The 15,044-nt window shown below is 63.3% G+C and carries 15 protein-coding genes; 12 read left to right on the top strand and 3 right to left on the bottom strand.

Annotation, left to right across the window (positions count from 1 at the left end; all coding sequences use genetic code 11):
- Positions 1-636: DnaA N-terminal domain-containing protein (locus AC3WOG_RS20865; protein WP_492579679.1), on the bottom strand; the 636-nt coding region annotated here is incomplete at its 3' end.
- A 384-nt stretch (positions 637-1,020) separates the two neighbouring features.
- Here AC3WOG_RS20865 and rpmH point away from each other — a divergent pair.
- The 4 genes from rpmH (at position 1,021) to yidC (ending at position 3,681) form a co-directional block, all read left to right on the top strand.
- The gene (gene rpmH / locus AC3WOG_RS20860) at positions 1,021-1,155 is read left to right on the top strand and encodes a 50S ribosomal protein L34 (protein ID WP_004198824.1); all 135 of its coding nucleotides are present in this window, start codon (positions 1,021-1,023) and stop codon (positions 1,153-1,155) included.
- A 29-nt stretch (positions 1,156-1,184) separates the two neighbouring features.
- Positions 1,185-1,670, top strand: coding sequence for a ribonuclease P protein component (locus tag AC3WOG_RS20855; protein ID WP_492579853.1), 486 nt, complete (start codon positions 1,185-1,187; stop codon positions 1,668-1,670).
- A gap of 88 nt (positions 1,671-1,758) precedes the next feature.
- Complete coding sequence (gene yidD / locus AC3WOG_RS20850) at positions 1,759-1,989, top strand: membrane protein insertion efficiency factor YidD (RefSeq protein ID WP_007180115.1); 231 nt, start codon at positions 1,759-1,761, stop codon at positions 1,987-1,989.
- A 30-nt stretch (positions 1,990-2,019) separates the two neighbouring features.
- Positions 2,020-3,681, top strand: coding sequence for a membrane protein insertase YidC (gene yidC / locus AC3WOG_RS20845; RefSeq protein WP_492579678.1), 1,662 nt, complete (start codon positions 2,020-2,022; stop codon positions 3,679-3,681).
- 118 nt (positions 3,682-3,799) lie between these two features.
- Here the strand turns inward: yidC and AC3WOG_RS20840 are convergent, their stop codons facing one another.
- Positions 3,800-4,225, bottom strand: coding sequence for an XRE family transcriptional regulator (locus tag AC3WOG_RS20840; RefSeq protein ID WP_492579677.1), 426 nt, complete (start codon positions 4,223-4,225; stop codon positions 3,800-3,802).
- A gap of 349 nt (positions 4,226-4,574) precedes the next feature.
- Between AC3WOG_RS20840 and mnmE the strand changes: the two genes are divergently transcribed.
- From mnmE to AC3WOG_RS20825, 3 genes are all read left to right on the top strand, one after another.
- Positions 4,575-5,975 (top strand): tRNA uridine-5-carboxymethylaminomethyl(34) synthesis GTPase MnmE, encoded by a 1,401-nt coding sequence (mnmE, locus tag AC3WOG_RS20835; RefSeq protein WP_492579676.1) that lies wholly within the window; start codon positions 4,575-4,577, stop codon positions 5,973-5,975.
- Between the two features lie 174 nt (positions 5,976-6,149).
- A complete protein-coding gene (locus AC3WOG_RS20830) occupies positions 6,150-7,364 on the top strand; it encodes a tyrosine-type recombinase/integrase (RefSeq protein ID WP_492579675.1) in 1,215 nt (404 codons plus the stop codon).
- Between the two features lie 248 nt (positions 7,365-7,612).
- A complete protein-coding gene (locus tag AC3WOG_RS20825) occupies positions 7,613-7,774 on the top strand; it encodes a hypothetical protein (RefSeq protein ID WP_492579674.1) in 162 nt (53 codons plus the stop codon).
- 96 nt (positions 7,775-7,870) lie between these two features.
- Here the strand turns inward: AC3WOG_RS20825 and AC3WOG_RS20820 are convergent, their stop codons facing one another.
- Entirely contained in the window at positions 7,871-8,200 is a 330-nt protein-coding gene (locus tag AC3WOG_RS20820) for an ecotin precursor (protein WP_492579673.1), read from the bottom strand.
- Between the two features lie 299 nt (positions 8,201-8,499).
- On the opposite strand from AC3WOG_RS20820, the gene AC3WOG_RS20815 reads away from it, so the two are divergent.
- The 5 genes from AC3WOG_RS20815 to AC3WOG_RS20795 are packed head-to-tail and all read left to right on the top strand — an operon-like array spanning position 8,500 to position 15,040.
- Positions 8,500-10,125 carry a methyl-accepting chemotaxis protein gene (locus AC3WOG_RS20815; RefSeq protein ID WP_492579672.1) on the top strand — a complete coding sequence of 542 codons (1,626 nt, stop codon included), beginning with the start codon at positions 8,500-8,502 and terminating at the stop codon, positions 10,123-10,125.
- A gap of 47 nt (positions 10,126-10,172) precedes the next feature.
- Entirely contained in the window at positions 10,173-10,634 is a 462-nt protein-coding gene (locus tag AC3WOG_RS20810; RefSeq protein WP_492579671.1) for a chemotaxis protein CheW, read from the top strand.
- Positions 10,631-12,013 (top strand): CheR family methyltransferase, encoded by a 1,383-nt coding sequence (locus AC3WOG_RS20805; protein ID WP_492579670.1) that lies wholly within the window; start codon positions 10,631-10,633, stop codon positions 12,011-12,013. Before AC3WOG_RS20810 ends, AC3WOG_RS20805 begins: the two co-directional genes overlap by 4 nt.
- Positions 12,006-12,680 carry a chemotaxis protein CheW gene (locus AC3WOG_RS20800; RefSeq protein ID WP_492579669.1) on the top strand — a complete coding sequence of 225 codons (675 nt, stop codon included), beginning with the start codon at positions 12,006-12,008 and terminating at the stop codon, positions 12,678-12,680. Before AC3WOG_RS20805 ends, AC3WOG_RS20800 begins: the two co-directional genes overlap by 8 nt.
- Positions 12,677-15,040 carry a hybrid sensor histidine kinase/response regulator gene (locus tag AC3WOG_RS20795; protein WP_492579668.1) on the top strand — a complete coding sequence of 788 codons (2,364 nt, stop codon included), beginning with the start codon at positions 12,677-12,679 and terminating at the stop codon, positions 15,038-15,040. The genes AC3WOG_RS20800 and AC3WOG_RS20795 overlap by 4 nt, the downstream gene beginning before the upstream one ends.
- Positions 15,041-15,044 lie beyond the last annotated feature (4 nt).

Genomic DNA, 15,044 nt, shown 5'->3' with positions numbered 1-15,044 from the left:
CTGGATCGCCGCGGCGCGTGCCAACTGGTTGGCCTTACCGGTCACGAAGTTGTCGAAGGTCAGCACGGGGTTGAGCTTCGAACGCTCGTACATCGAGTCATTGTCGCCGTTGTTGTTCGAGCCGGCGCTTTGGCCCGGACGCCACGTGCGGCGTGCGGCGGCGGCTTCGTTGGCGTCGAGGCTGGGAAGATCGAGGTCGGCGGCTTCTTCAGCCGCCGCGCGCGCGTTATGCGTAGCGAGCGCGCCATTGGCGCGAGCGGCGTGCGCCGCTTGCACGGCGCCGACGGCTGCATCCACTGCAACAGCACCGCCGGAATGACCACCGCCCATCGGCGCGGAAGACGGACGCGACTGAGCCGGCGCCACTGCCGCGGGCGCGCGCATGCCTGCTTTCGGGTCCAACACAAATTGCACGTCGACCGGTGCGTGCCAGAAATCGCGGGCCATATCCGCGATGCGGCCGGAGAACTGGCTCTTGACCCAGTCGAGCTTGAAGCGGTTCGGCGCAGCGATGCTAAGCGTGTTCGCAGCGGCGTCGAAGCCAACCGGGGCCAACGGTTTGATCCACGTCACGTACTGCTGGGGCGTAAGCTCACGCTCCAGCAATGCGGAACAGTGTTGCCAGAAATCGTTCATCGAGTTGCTGTCGTTATGGTGTGCACGGCGGTTCGCCGCTGCCCCTGTCGCGCGCACGCAACAAGGCCCAGAGCAGCCAGGCGTAACGGCTCCAGGCGCTTGTGCCACAAGGGTTTGCGGGGCAAGCGAGCCGGAGCGGCGTGCAGGATTTTTGGGAAGTAAGGCGAGATTCTAACGCCAAATCGAACCCGAAAGGGAGTTATCCACAGGGACTGATCATCCGGCGAAGCATCGCCGGGCCGCCACCGAACCAGGCTAAACTATTGACGCCCAACAGAAAACGGGTTTAAATAGCGGGTTCCGCGAAAACCAATTCAGTAAACCTCCGGCCATTGCGCTTTCAGCGATGATCGCGCGGTTATTTTTCGATCAAGTGAGAGCAACATGAAACGTACTTACCAACCTTCCGTTACCCGTCGCAAGCGCACCCACGGCTTCCGCGTTCGCATGAAGACCGCTGGTGGCCGCAAGGTCATCAACGCACGTCGCGCGAAGGGCCGCAAGCGCCTCGCGATCTAAGGCAGGCGAGCGGATTGCGCGCTCCGTTTGTGCCAACAAGCGAAGCCCGCGGTGAAGCGGGAGCGGCTGGGGCGCAGCAACAGGGCTCGGTTCCGTTGCGAGCGCAAGCCGCCTTCCCCAAAGCCGCAAGGCTGCTGAAAACGGATGAATTTTCATCCGTTTTTCGTTTGCGCCCGTGGCGCCGCACCGCGCACTTCGTGGTGTACGGCCGACCCACCGGCAATGACGCTCGCTTAGGCCTTGTGATCGGCAAGAAGTATGCGCCGCGCGCGGCCACGCGTAATCTGGTACGTCGAATCGCGCGTGAAGCCTTCCGGCTGCGTCGCGCGGAATTCGGCGGTTGGGATGTACTGCTGCGTTTGCACACGCGCTTCGACAAGAAGGCTTTGCCGAGCGCCTCGTCGCCGCCGTTGAGGGCGCTGTGCCGCAGCGAGATTGAGGCGCTGCTCGACAAGGCAGCGCGTGAAATTGTCCGTCGCGAGGCGCCGCCCGCGGAAGCGCCCAAGACGGAATGACGCTCAAGTGACCGCCCGCCTTGCAGCCCTGCTGCGCGGGCGTCGCCCGGTACTCCACGTTGCGCGGCGCCGTTAGGCCGCACCAGCCATGCAAACGGTACTCATCGCTTTATTGCGCTTCTACAAGGTTGCCGTGAGCCCAATGCTCGGCAACCGGTGCCGTTTTTACCCTTCCTGCTCTGATTACGCGCGCGAAGCAATCCAGTATCATGGCGCCGCGCGCGGGACTTATCTCGCCGCCAGGCGTATTTGCCGCTGCCACCCGTTTTCCGCGGGCGGCATCGATCTCGTCCCGCCTCCCACTTCTGAAAAGCGCTGACGCGCCGTTCCATCGACACTGAGACAACGCATGGATATCAAACGCACCGTCCTATGGGTCATCTTTTTCATGTCAGCGGTCATGCTGTTCGACAACTGGCAACGCGACCACGGACGCCCGTCGATGTTCTTCCCGAGCGCCAACCCGACCAAGACCGTCGGTAGCGCCGCACCGGGAACCACGACGCCGGGAACCCAGTCCGCCGATCTGCCGGCTACCAACGCAGCAGCAGCGCCGGGCAATGCGCCGGCGGCGACGCAATCGCAGCTGATCAAGTTCAGCACCGACGTCTATAACGGCGAGATCGACACCCGCGGCGGCACGCTGTCGAAGCTGTCGCTCGTCAAGCAAGGCGACGGCAAGCAGCCGGATCTCGTCATCACGCTGTTCGACCGCACCGCGAACCACACGTATCTGGCGCGCACCGGCCTGCTCGGCGGCGATTTCCCGAACCATAACGACATCTACACGCCGGTTCCGAACCAGCCGCACGATCTGACGGGCGACGCCAAGTCGCTCCAGCTCAGCTTCGAGTCGCCGGTCAAGGGTGGCGTGAAGGTCGTGAAGACCTACACGTTCACGCGCGGCAGCTATGTAATTGGCGTCGACACGAAGATCGAGAACGTCGGCACCGCGCCGGTGAGCCCGTCGGTCTACATGGAACTGGTGCGCGACGACACGCCGGTGGAAACACCGCGCTTCTCGCACACGTTCATCGGACCGGCTGTCTACACTGACCAGCACCACTTCCAGAAGATGACGTTCAGCGACATCGACAAGAACAAGGAAGACTTCGTCAATTCGGCCGACAACGGCTGGATCGCGATGGTGCAGCATTACTTCGCGTCAGCGTGGATTCCGCAGCAGGGTGCGAAGCGCGACATCTACGTCGAGAAGATCGATCCGGCGCTGTATCGCGTCGGCGTGAAGCAACCGGTGCCGGCCATCGCCCCGGGCCAATCGGCTGATGTTTCCGCGCGTCTCTTCGCCGGTCCGGAAGAAGAGCGCATGCTCGAAGGCGTCGCCCCGGGTCTGGAACTGGTGAAGGACTACGGCTATGTGACGATCATCGCGAAGCCGCTGTTCTGGCTGCTCGAAAAGATCCACAGCTATGTCGGTAACTGGGGCTGGGCGATCGTGCTGCTCACAGTGCTGATCAAGGCCGTGTTCTTCCCGCTGTCGGCCGCGAGCTACAAGTCGATGGCGCGGATGAAGGCAATCACGCCGCGTATGCAGGCGCTGCGCGAACGCTTCAAGGGCGATCCGCAGAAGATGAACGCCGCGCTAATGGAGTTGTACAAGACCGAGAAGGTCAATCCGTTCGGCGGCTGTCTGCCGGTCGTGATTCAGATTCCGGTGTTCATCTCGTTGTACTGGGTGCTGCTGTCGTCGGTTGAAATGCGCGGCGCGCCGTGGGTTCTGTGGATTCACGATCTGTCGCAACAGGATCCGTTCTTCATCCTGCCGGTGCTGATGGCCGTCTCGATGTTCCTGCAGACCAAGCTGAACCCGACGCCGCCGGACCCGGTTCAAGCCAAGATGATGATGTTCATGCCGATTGCATTCTCGGTCATGTTCTTCTTCTTCCCGGCGGGTCTGGTGCTGTACTACGTCGTGAACAACGTGCTGTCGATCGCCCAGCAGTACTACATCACCCGGATGATGGGCCAGTCGAAGACGAAAGCGGCTTGAGGATGTTGGCGGCGGGCGGCGGCAGCGAGCGTCGCTGACGCAAGCCGAAGCCAACAACTGAAGTCAGCAGAAAAACCAGCCGTAAAAAAAGCCGCCCGGTTTGCGCCGGGCGGCTTTTTTATTGAGCGTCAGGTTCACGGTCTATTGGCTGATCAGTACCGCCATATAATTCGGTGATCATTTCTTCGACCAGGTTTCGCTGACGCGGCGACAAACCCTCAAGCTTCGAAGCGAGTTCAATCGTTTCAGGCGACGGCGGATATTTCTCGCCGCGCGCAAGCGGTTTGACCTTGCCGGCCGGAGGTGGCCCGTAATGCAGCCAATGAGCGTCCTTTTGCAGCCAGGTGGCCAACACCTGCAGCTTGTCGGGCTTCGGAATCGTCGTACCTGCAAGCCATTTGTGAGCGGTTTGCGGAGAGACGGCGGGACCCTTGCTATAAAGCAGATTGAATTTTTTGGCTAAATCAGTCCCACCCTTAATATCCTTGGGGAGTGAGTCTTTCAGCCGTTTGGCGAAAGCGGCTTTTTCTCTGGAGGTCGGCATGGCCCGATTGTGCAATTCAGCGCATAATCAGTGGACAACCATCCACGCTAATATTTAACTTAAATAAGCTATTTTTAGCCTGAAATAGCCATCGAATAACGCGTTTCACGATTTCGTCGAATATCGCTTTTTTCCTTTTGCGGCTTGGGCTTCAGCGGCTCATCGGCGTCGATGCGTCGTAAGCGGGCCTTAACTCATCTTAGCCTGTTCGAGATAAATCCTTATTTGTCTGATGAGCGGCGCAGAGCTTTAAGAATCCCTTGCCGTCAAAGGGACGAGTGAGTGCGCGCGTTACAATGCCCAGCGCCCGAAGGTGGGCGCTTCAATCTCCTCTGACAGCCTCCTTCCCATGCTCACCACCGATTCCGATCCGATCGTCGCCATTGCTACCGCGCCCGGCCGAGGCGGTATCGGGGTCGTGCGGATTTCGTTTGGCCGCGCGGGCGAAACAGCGGCCCAGCCGCTAATGCAAGCGCTCACCGGTCAGGCGCTCGCACCGCGCCACGCCAGCTACGTGCCGTTCCTCGACGACAGCGGCAACGCCCTCGACCGCGGCATCGCGCTGTACTTTCCCGCGCCGCACTCATATTCCGGCGAGCACGTGCTCGAACTGCAGGGCCACGGCGGTCCGGTGGTGCTGCAACTGGTCTTGCAGCGTTGCATCGACGCCGGCCGGGCGTTCGGTCTGCGTTTGGCCGAACCAGGCGAGTTCACGCGTCGCGCGTTTCTCAACGACAAGCTGGATCTGGCGCAGGCCGAAGCCGTTGCCGATCTGATCGAAGCCAGCACCGAGGCCGCCGCGCGCTCGGCGGGACGCTCGCTCGACGGCGCGTTTTCGCGAGACATTCACGCACTCGTCGAAGAGGTGATCACGCTGCGGATGCTGGTCGAAGCGACGCTCGACTTCCCGGAAGAAGAAATCGATTTCCTCGAAGCCGCCGATGCCCGCGGCAAGCTCACGCGGATTCGCGAACGGCTCGCGCACGTGTTGAGCGAAGCGCGGCAAGGCGCGTTGCTGCGCGAGGGTTTGTCTGTGGTGCTCGCGGGGCAGCCGAACGTCGGCAAGTCGTCGCTGCTGAACGCACTGGCCGGCGCGGAACTCGCCATCGTCACGCCGATCGCCGGCACGACGCGCGACAAGGTTGCGCAGACCATCCAGATCGAAGGCATTCCGCTGCATGTGATCGACACCGCCGGCCTGCGCGATACCGAGGACGAAGTCGAGAAAATCGGCATTGCACGCACGTGGAGTGAGATCGAACGTGCGGACGTGGTACTGCATCTGCTCGATGCAAGAACCGGCATGACCGCCGAAGACGGAACGATCGCCGGCCGCTTTCCGAGCGGCGTGCCGGTGGTGAGAGTGCTGAACAAAACCGATCTGACCGGCCTCGCGCCGGAAGTGAAATCGCTCGCCGCGGCCACGGACATCGATCTGAGCGAGGTACGCCTGTCAGCGAAACAGGGCGACGGCGTCGCGCTGCTGCGCGAAGAACTACTGCGGATCGCCGGCTGGCAAGCCGGCGCGGAGAGCGTCTATCTCGCGCGCGAACGGCATCTGATTGCGCTGCGCGCGGCACAGGAGCATCTGGCGACGGCGGCCGCGCACGCCGATCAGAACTCTCAGGCGCTGGATCTGTTCGCAGAAGAACTGCGCCTCGCACAGGACCAGTTGAACTCGATCACCGGCGAATTCAGTTCGGACGACTTGCTCGGAGTGATTTTTAGCAGGTTCTGTATCGGCAAGTAAACGGCTTCCGGAATTTTCGCGGAAAGCCTTGATAGAACGGCAACATAAGCCTAATCGCGCACCCTTTCTGAAAACGTATTGGCCAGCTTCGTTGGCCCAAAACTGCGCGAATCTTTGGTACACAGAGGGTACACGGTTTAAAATCGCCACAGTCCGTGGATCAACGATTCGACAATGCCAAGACTAGCCGCTCCCCTAACCGAAGCCCAGATACGTGCACTAGAACCGCGCGAGACCCGATACTCCGTGGCAGACGGCAACGGCCTCGTGATCGAAGTCATGACGACCGGCACAAAGGTCTGGCGCTTCCGCTATTCGCTGAACGGCAAGCGGCAGCCTCTCGCTACGATCGGCGACTACAGAATGATCTCGCTGCGGGTCGCGCGCGCGAAGGCGCAGAAGTACGCCGAGATGGTCGCAAGCGGTATCTCACCCGTTGCTACGGCACGCAGGGACCGCGGTGCGGAAGGAAAGGCAGATGTTCTGCGGGAGGGTGCAGAGCTTTATCTCGCGACGGAGATGGCCGGCAAGTCGGAAGAATATCGGCGTACAACGCGGCGAGCGCTGGAAAAAGACGTCTTGCCGGCCATTGGCGCCAAGCCGATAAAAGCCGTGACTGCCGACGACATCCTCGCGATATGCGACAGGATCAAAAGCCGTGGCTCGCCCAAAATGGCGCTGCACACGCGCAACGTGGTGAAGCGGCTCTATGAGTATCTGATCGCTCGACAACTCGCAACGACAAACCCGGCGCAGATCATTCCGGCTCGCTCGATAGCAACATCGGACAGCCGCACCCGCGTTCTCTCTCCAGACGAAATCGGCTCAATGCTCAGATCGATTTACGCATCGAGTATCCGACGACCGTTGAAGTTAGCGCTACACCTGCTGGTACTGACGATGGTTCGGAAATCCGAACTCGTCGAGTCGAGATGGTCCGAATTCGACCTGGATGCCGCGCTATGGAAGATTCCGGCCGCACGGATGCGGCAGGACCGGGATCATGACGTGTATCTCCCGCACCAGGCGGTTGCGATGCTTCGAGAGCTTCGCAGCAGCATGGCGAGTCGAAATTTCGTATTCCCGACCGTGAGGGGCGACGACCGCCCCATCGCGAAGAGCACCCTTAATCAAGCCGTCAAGGCACTCGGGCTCGACGTGGAACATTTCGTCTTGCATGACTTTCGGCGCACCGCGTCGACACACTTGCGCGAGATGGGGCAGCCCTCAGACGCGATCGAAAAGACCTTGGCGCGTGCGATCAAGGACACTGAGCGTGTCGACGGTGAGGAGGATGCCGCCGAACGGCGCCGGACCTTGCAGCTTTGGGCAGACTTCGTCGATACCCAGATCCAGGACGGCCGAAAAGTAAGAGTCGCCCCGTTCTGAGGGCCTTAGGCCGGCCTCGCATTACCCGCCTAACAGAAGGCAGTGCTGGTGCGGTAGTTTGGTACACAACACTTTGCAACTCATGCACAAACTACTGTATATAAATGAAAAATTTGTTTTACACTAGGTTCTGTATCTCAAGATAACAGTCACGTTTGAATTTCTCCGCTGCCATCTCACAACGCCCTTTTCTCCCGCCGCCCATCGCCTAAACTGAAGCATTGGCGCAACCCGATACGGAGGCTCCCATGTCTGAATCGTTGATGGCTTATTTGCTGGGACCCCTGGTGATGCTAGTGGTCGGCGTTGCGATCTGGGCGGCGTCGCACTATAGCCGCAAGACAAGGCCAGAGCGCCTCGAGCGCTGGCTCGATACGCACTACGCGGAATGGTTGCATCACAAACACTGAGCGACGCAGGAAATGAAAAGGCCGTCGCGCGCTGCGACGGCCTTTCTGTGTAGCGCGCGCAAGCATCAGCTGCGCACGCCAACTCGCACCACCTGCTTACCACCCCGGCTGAGGCTGCTCCGGATAACCGTAATACTGTCCGGGCGGCGGCGCACCGCACGCGACGTACGCGCGCTGGTACTGGTCATAGCAGTATCCCGGCGGCGGCCCCGCGTAGACCGGCGCCGGCTGATACACCGGTTGCGCGTACACAGGCTGCTGGTAAGCAACCACAGGCGCCGGATTCAAAGCGGACGTCACCACGGCGCCGAGCAGCGCACCGCCGATCAGCGCGCCGACCACATCGCCGCCATTGCCATGAGCCGAAGCTTGCCCCGCCGCGCTCAGACTCCCGACCATCAACAACGCCACTGCAATCTTTTTCATCTCTGACTCCCGCCGTTTAGGCATGGAACAGATTGTGGATGGCGTGCGTGGAAATAGATGCTGCAAGTGGTAACGGGGGATTACCGGTGTAACGTCGGGGCCCGCTCCTCAAAGCCTTGCTGCAGCAGCTGCAAGCCCCACCCAAACCCACCTCCACTCCTCCGATCAATGTAGAATTCGCCGCATAACCCGTCGGGAAAATCTGACGAATGCAAAGCTTTCCGACCCTACAATTCCGCTGACAAATCAGCGCCGACAAACGGGTGTCGAGATCAAGCCAAAATGTAAGGGGCGTGCGCGTGAAACAATGGACCATCCGGCAACGGATTCTGTGCAGCTTCGGCATCGTGTTGATCGTGATGCTGGCAATGGCGATTGTCACCTTCGAACAACTCGGCGGCATCGACCGCGACGCGAAGAGTCAGCAGCAAGACTCCATGCCCGGCATCTACATCTCCACCGCGATGCGCGCCGCGTGGTTCGAGAACTACACGATCACGCAGCGCCTCCTCTATGTGGATGAGGATCCGGACTCGGTCAAACGCGACACCACGCGCCTGACCGAAACCCAGCAGACGCTTCAGAAGCTCCTCAACGACTACGCCAGTACCATCTTCCGCCAGACCGACCGCGACCTCTTCAACGATTTGCGGCAGCAGCACACGCAGTACATCCCCATCCAGGCATCGCTGCTGAACTCACTGCCGGGTTCGAAAGAGAACGCTGCGCGTATCTTCAACACGCAACTCACGCCGGTTTGGGAAACCGGCCGGGTGGCAGTGCTCAAGATCGTCGACGATAACAAGAGCGTCGCCGACCAATCCGCCGAGAACATCCGCAAGTCGGTCGAAACCACCCGCATCGTGCTGCTCGTGATGCTGCTGATCGCCGCGGTCGCCGCCGTGCTGGCCGGTTACTGGCTGTTGCGCGCGGTCACCACGCCGATGGCCAAGGTGCTGCAAGTCGTCGACATCATGCGCACCGGCGATCTCACGCAACGTCTGCAACTGAACCGCGCCGATGAAATCGGCGCGCTCGAAGCCGGCTTCAACCGGATGACCGACGAACTGACCGCACTGGTCGGCCAGGCGCAGAAGTCGGCGGTGCAGGTCACCACATCGGTCACGGAAATCGCCGCGACATCGCGCGAACAGCAAGCCACGGCGAACGAAACCGCCGCGACCACGACCGAGATCGGCGCGACCTCGCGCGAAATCTTCGCGACCTCACGTGATCTGCTGCGCACGATGAACGAAGTCTCCGAAGTCGCCGGCCAATCGGCCGCGCTCGCGGGCACCGGCCACGCCGGCCTGACGCGCATGGAAGAAACCATGCGCCTCGTGATGGAAGCGGCCGGCTCGGTCAACGCGAAGCTGGCGATCCTCAACGAGAAGGCCAGCAACATCAACCAGGTCGTCGCCACCATCACCAAAGTCGCGGACCAGACCAACCTGCTCTCGCTGAACGCTGCAATCGAAGCGGAAAAAGCCGGCGAATATGGCCGCGGCTTCGCGGTCGTGGCGACGGAAATTCGCCGCCTCGCCGATCAGACTGCCGTGGCGACCTACGACATCGAGCAGATGGTCAAGGAGATCCAGTCGGCGGTGGCCGCGGGCGTAATGGGCATGGACAAGTTCTCGGAGGAAGTGCGGCGCGGCATGCTCGACGTGCAGAACGTCGGCGGCCATCTCACGCAGATCATCCAGCAGGTGCAGGCGCTCGCGCCGCGCTTCTCGATGGTCAACGAGGGCATGCAGACGCAAGCCACCGGCGCCGAGCAGATCACCCAGGCGCTGACGCAGTTGTCGGAGGCCGCGCAGCAAACGGCCGAATCGTTGCGCCAGTCGACCCAGGCCATCGACGATCTGACGCACGTCGCCAATAGTCTGCGCACCGGCGTATCGCGCTTCAAGGTGACGGCCTGACGCGCCGCGGCGGGCTCATTGAAACCAATACCCGCGCCCACACGCCGATGCTCTTCATCCTCTTCACGCTCGATAGCGAACGCTATGTGATCGACGCGACGCAGGTAGAGCGCCTGATGCCGCTCGCCCCGCAACCGCCGAAGACGATTCCCGGCGCGCCGCCGTGGGTCGCGGGCGTGCTCGAGCACGAAGGCGCGCCGCTGCCGGTGATCGACTTGCCGGCGCTCGCGCTCGGCCGCCCCGCCGCCCAGTTGATGTCGACCCGCGTCGTGCTGGTGCGCTATCCGCACGCTGGCACAGTGCGCCTGCTCGCGCTACTGCTTGAAGGCGCGACGCGCACGATCCGGCTCGAAACCGATGCATTCCACGACACCGGCATCGACACGCCGCACGCGCGCTATCTCGGCCCCGTCGCGAGCGAAGCGGGCGGTCTGGTGCAGTGGATTCGCGTCGAGCATCTGCTGCCCGACGACGTCAAAGCGCTGCTGTTTCCCGAGGCACACGCATGAACGCGCATCATCAGAACGCGCCGCTCTATCGGCGCTTTGCGGATCTGCTGCAGCGGACCATCGGGCTCGACGCGGCGTCGGTCGGTCATAGCGCGATCGAGCGCGCGGTCGATCTGCACGCCGCCGCCTGGTGCGCGGACGGTCACGCCGACGCCACGCTCGACGACTACTGGGAAGCGGCGCAGGCGTCGCCCGCGATGGTGCAGGCGCTGGTCGAAACGGTCGTCGTGCCGGAGACCTGGTTCTATCGCGACGCCGACGCGTTCAAGGCGCTTGCGCGGCTCGCGCATGAACGCCTGTATCAGCGCGGCACGGCGATGCCGCTGCGCATCCTGAGCCTGCCGTGCTCGACCGGGGAAGAGCCGTACACGATCGCGATGACCCTGCTCGACGCGGGCATCGACGCCGCGCACCTGCGCATCGACGCGATGGATATCAGCGAACGTTCGCTCGCCCTCGCGCAGCATGCCGTGTACGGCCGCAATTCGTTTCGCGGCAATGCATTCCCGTTTCGCGACGTCCATTTCATCCGCACCGAAGACGGCTGGCGTCTCGCGCCGCGCATCGTCGAAGCCGTGCGATTCTCGCGCGCGAATCTGATGCAACTCGATACGGCGGCGCTCGGCGTCTACGACTTCGTGTTCTGCCGCAACGTGCTGATTTACTTCGGCCGCGAAGCGCAGCAAACGGCGTTGCAAGCGCTCAATAGCGTGCTCGCCGAAAACGGCACGCTGTTCGTCGGGCCGTCCGAAACCGGGCTGTTGATGCGCTACGGCATGCAGTCCGCGAAGATTTCGTTGGCGTTTGCATTCCATCGCGCCGCGCCCGCTGAAGCGCAGCGCGGCGGTGGCGAGCGGCACACCGCGCCGCTCGCCACCGCCGCGGCTCTCGCCATGACGCATTCGTTCGTACCCGCGCTTGCGCCGGTGCAAGTGTTCTCCGCACAGCCTTTCGCGTGGCCCGATCCGGTTGCACGCACGCCGTTCAATGGCGTTGCGCTGCAAACGCCGATGCCGTCAAAAACCGTCCCGCCGCCAGCGGATCACACACCGCCGACCACCACCGCACGCGACACTTTGCAAGCCGCGCACGCGTTGGCGGATGCTGGCCGCCTCACCGAAGCCGCCCATGCGATCACCGCGTATCTCGAACACCACGCGCCGCACGCCGACGCGTTCTACCTGCTCGGCGTCCTCGCCGACGCCAGCGGCGACGTGAACCAGGCGCGCGGCCACTATCGCAAGGCGCTGTACCTCGATCCGCAGCACGCGGAAGCGTTGGCGCATCTGGCGACGCTGCTCGAACTCGAAGGCGACCGCGCCGGCGCGCGTCTGCTGATGCAACGCGCGTCGCGTGCCCAAGGAGCGCAACGTGGCTGACGATCGCACGGTGGCGTTCGACGCTTGCTGGAATCGCATTGGCGTGCGCGGCGATTCGTCGTGCGAACGTCTTGTCGAATATGTACGTTGCCTGAACTGCCCGGTGTTCGAAACCGCGGCGGCCAGGTTGCTGGAGCGCCCGATTCCGCTCGTGGATCTCGCGCAGCATGACGTCAGCGCGCCCACGCAGCACACCACGCAAGGCGCGTCCGAATCGTTCCTCATCTTCCGCATCGGCGACGAATGGCTCGCGCTGCCCACGCCGATCTTCAAGCGTATCGTGCAGACGCGGCCGATTCATACGTTGCCGCATCGGCAGCATCGCGCGGTGCTGGGCGTCGTCAATGTGCAGGGTGAATTGCTGGTGTGCCTGTCGCTCGCGCATCTGCTCGGTTTCGAGCCGGACACCGCGGCACGCGACGACAAAGCACATCACGATCTGCCGCGCCTGCTGGTGGTCTCGCGCGCTGAAGAGCACGCGGTGTTTCCCGTCGACCAGGTCGACGGCGTGCATCGGATCGCGCTGTCCACGTTCTGCCCGCCGCCCGCGACGCTCTCGCACGCCGCCGCGTCGCATACGCGCGCGGTCGCGCCGTGGCGCGGCATGACGGTCGGCCTGCTCGACGCCGACGCGCTGTTCGACACCTTGAACCGGAGTCTCGGATGACGGACCCACGCCGCCCGTCGCTGATCGATCTGTTCCGCGAAGAAGCGCGGACCCAGGCGCGCGTGCTCAACGACGGCCTGCTCGCCCTCGACCGCGCGCCGCGCGATGCCGCCGCGCTGGAGGCCTGCATGCGCGCCGCCCATTCGCTGAAGGGCGCGGCGCGCATCGTCGGCGTGCAGGTCGGCGTCGACCTCGCCCACGCGATGGAGGATTGCTTCGTCGCCGCGCAGGAAGGGCGCGCCTTGCTCGACGCCGCGTGGATCGATGAACTGCTGCGTGGCGTCGATCTGGTCGCACGGATCGGCAACGATGAAGACGAGTCGGCGCGTGACGCGGTCAGCGCGTGCGTGGCGTCGTTGCAGGCGCGGATGGCGGGTGTCGTGCCGCATGGCGCGGCGACGCGGCGCGACGTGCCGCCGGCGGCCGTCTCCCCGCCGCTGGAAGCGCTCGCACCGCAGACCGCTTCCACTCACGATGACGCCGCGGTCAACCTGCTAGCCGACGCCCTGCGCGCGGAAGCGCCGCCTGCGGAAGCCGCACAGTTAGCCGCACTGGCAACCACGCCGGCAACCAGCTTAGCCACAGGCGACATCGCCAGCCCGGTGAGCGAATCCGGCCGCATGCTGCGCGTGCGCGCCGACAACCTCGACCGCCTGCTGTCCTTGTCCGGCGAATCGCTGGTCGAATCGCGCTGGCTCAAACCGTTCGCGCAATCGATGCTGCGCGTCAAGCGCGTCCAACGCGACAGCAACCGCGCCTTGGATCAGCTGCACGAAACGCTCGCCGACCTGCAACTCGATCCGCGCGCGCACGCCGCGCTCGAAGCGCTACGTCGTCTGACCGCGGAATCGCAGCATCTGCTCGCCGAACGTCTCGCCGATCTGGAGAGCTTCGACCGCCGCTCGACGCATCTGTCGCAACAGCTTTACGACGCCGCCTTGCAATGCCGGATGCGCCCATTCGGCGATGGCACCAGCGGTCTCGCGCGCATGGTGCGCGACGTCGCGCGTTCGCTCGGCAAGAAGGTCCGCTGGCAACTGGTCGGCGAATCGACCCAGGTGGACCGCGATATCCTCGATCTGCTCGAAGCGCCGCTCGGCCACATGCTGCGTAACGCGATCGACCACGGCATCGAGGCGCCCGCTGTGCGCATCGCGCGCGGCAAGCCGGAGGAAGGCACGCTCACACTCGACGCGCGCCACACCGCCGGCGCGTTGCTCATCACCGTATCCGACGACGGCGCGGGCATCGATCTCGATGCATTGCGTGCGTCGATCGTCCGCAAGAAACTGGCGAGCACGGAAACCGCCGCGCGTCTGTCGGACGCCGAGTTGCTCGACTTTCTCCTGCTGCCGGGTTTCTCGTTGCGCGACCAGGTCACCGACGTGTCGGGCCGCGGCGTCGGTCTCGACGCGGTGCACGACGTCGTCAAGCGCGTGCGCGGCGCGGTGCGCATCACGCACGAACCCGGCCTCGGCACGCGCGTGCAGTTGCAGTTGCCGCTCACGCTCTCGGTGATTCGCAGCCTGCTGGTCGAAGTCGCGGGCGAGCCGTACGCGGTGCCGCTCGCGCATGTGAACCGCACGCTGCACGTGAGCCGCGCAGATATCGAATTGCTCGAAGGCCATCAGCACATTGCCTTCGACGGCCGCCGCATCGGCGTCGTCACCGCGCATCAGATTCTCGACACCGCGCCGCTCGCCAATGAAGCCGACACCGTCAGCGTGATTGTGATCGGTGACGGTGCGCAGACCTACGGCGTGGTGGTCGATCGCTTTCTCGGCGAGCGGATGCTGGTCGTGCAACCGCTCGACACGCGCCTCGGCAAGATCAGGAACATCACTGCCGGCGCGCTGATGGAAAACGGCGATCCGGTGCTGATCGCCGATGTCGACGACTGGCTGCGCTCGGTCGAAAGGCTCGTCGCCGGCGGCGATCTGCAACACGCGCAGCACGGTGCGGCGCCCACGGCGCAGCGCGTCACGCGGCGCGTGCTGGTGGTCGACGATTCGCTCACCGTGCGCGAGCTCGAGCGCAAGCTGCTGGCCACACGCGGCTACGACGTGACGATCGCCGTCGACGGCATGGACGGCTGGAACGCGGTGCGCAGCGAGCGCTTCGACCTCGTCATCACCGACATCGACATGCCGCGGATGGACGGCATCGAACTCGTCAACTTCATCAAACGCGATCCGCAGTTGCAAGCGCTGCCGGTGATGATCGTCTCGTACAAGGATCGTGAAGAAGACCGCCGCGCCGGTCTGAACGCGGGCGCGGATTACTATCTGGCAAAAGGCAGTTTCCATGACGAAGCCCTGCTCGACGCAGTGCGTGATTTGATCGGCGAGGCTTACGGTTAAACCC

It is taken from the genome of Paraburkholderia sp. FW306-02-B (assembly GCF_058782725.1).
This window is presented reverse-complemented; position numbering and strand designations above follow the sequence as displayed.

What these genes read in the sequence shown, in the direction of transcription:
- AC3WOG_RS20805 (WP_492579670.1), top strand. Translation starts at nt 10,631, where the DNA reads ATGAACGCGCATCATCAGAACGCGCCGCTCTATCGGCGCTTTGCGGAT.
- AC3WOG_RS20810 (WP_492579671.1), top strand. Translation starts at nt 10,173, where the DNA reads ATGCTCTTCATCCTCTTCACGCTCGATAGCGAACGCTATGTGATCGAC.
- AC3WOG_RS20825 (WP_492579674.1), top strand. Translation starts at nt 7,613, where the DNA reads ATGTCTGAATCGTTGATGGCTTATTTGCTGGGACCCCTGGTGATGCTA.
- AC3WOG_RS20830 (WP_492579675.1), top strand. Translation starts at nt 6,150, where the DNA reads ATGCCAAGACTAGCCGCTCCCCTAACCGAAGCCCAGATACGTGCACTA.
- rpmH (WP_004198824.1), top strand. Translation starts at nt 1,021, where the DNA reads ATGAAACGTACTTACCAACCTTCCGTTACCCGTCGCAAGCGCACCCAC.
- AC3WOG_RS20840 (WP_492579677.1), bottom strand. Translation starts at nt 4,225, where the DNA reads ATGCCGACCTCCAGAGAAAAAGCCGCTTTCGCCAAACGGCTGAAAGAC.
- yidD (WP_007180115.1), top strand. Translation starts at nt 1,759, where the DNA reads ATGCAAACGGTACTCATCGCTTTATTGCGCTTCTACAAGGTTGCCGTG.
- AC3WOG_RS20820 (WP_492579673.1), bottom strand. Translation starts at nt 8,200, where the DNA reads ATGAAAAAGATTGCAGTGGCGTTGTTGATGGTCGGGAGTCTGAGCGCG.
- yidC (WP_492579678.1), top strand. Translation starts at nt 2,020, where the DNA reads ATGGATATCAAACGCACCGTCCTATGGGTCATCTTTTTCATGTCAGCG.
- mnmE (WP_492579676.1), top strand. Translation starts at nt 4,575, where the DNA reads ATGCTCACCACCGATTCCGATCCGATCGTCGCCATTGCTACCGCGCCC.
- AC3WOG_RS20795 (WP_492579668.1), top strand. Translation starts at nt 12,677, where the DNA reads ATGACGGACCCACGCCGCCCGTCGCTGATCGATCTGTTCCGCGAAGAA.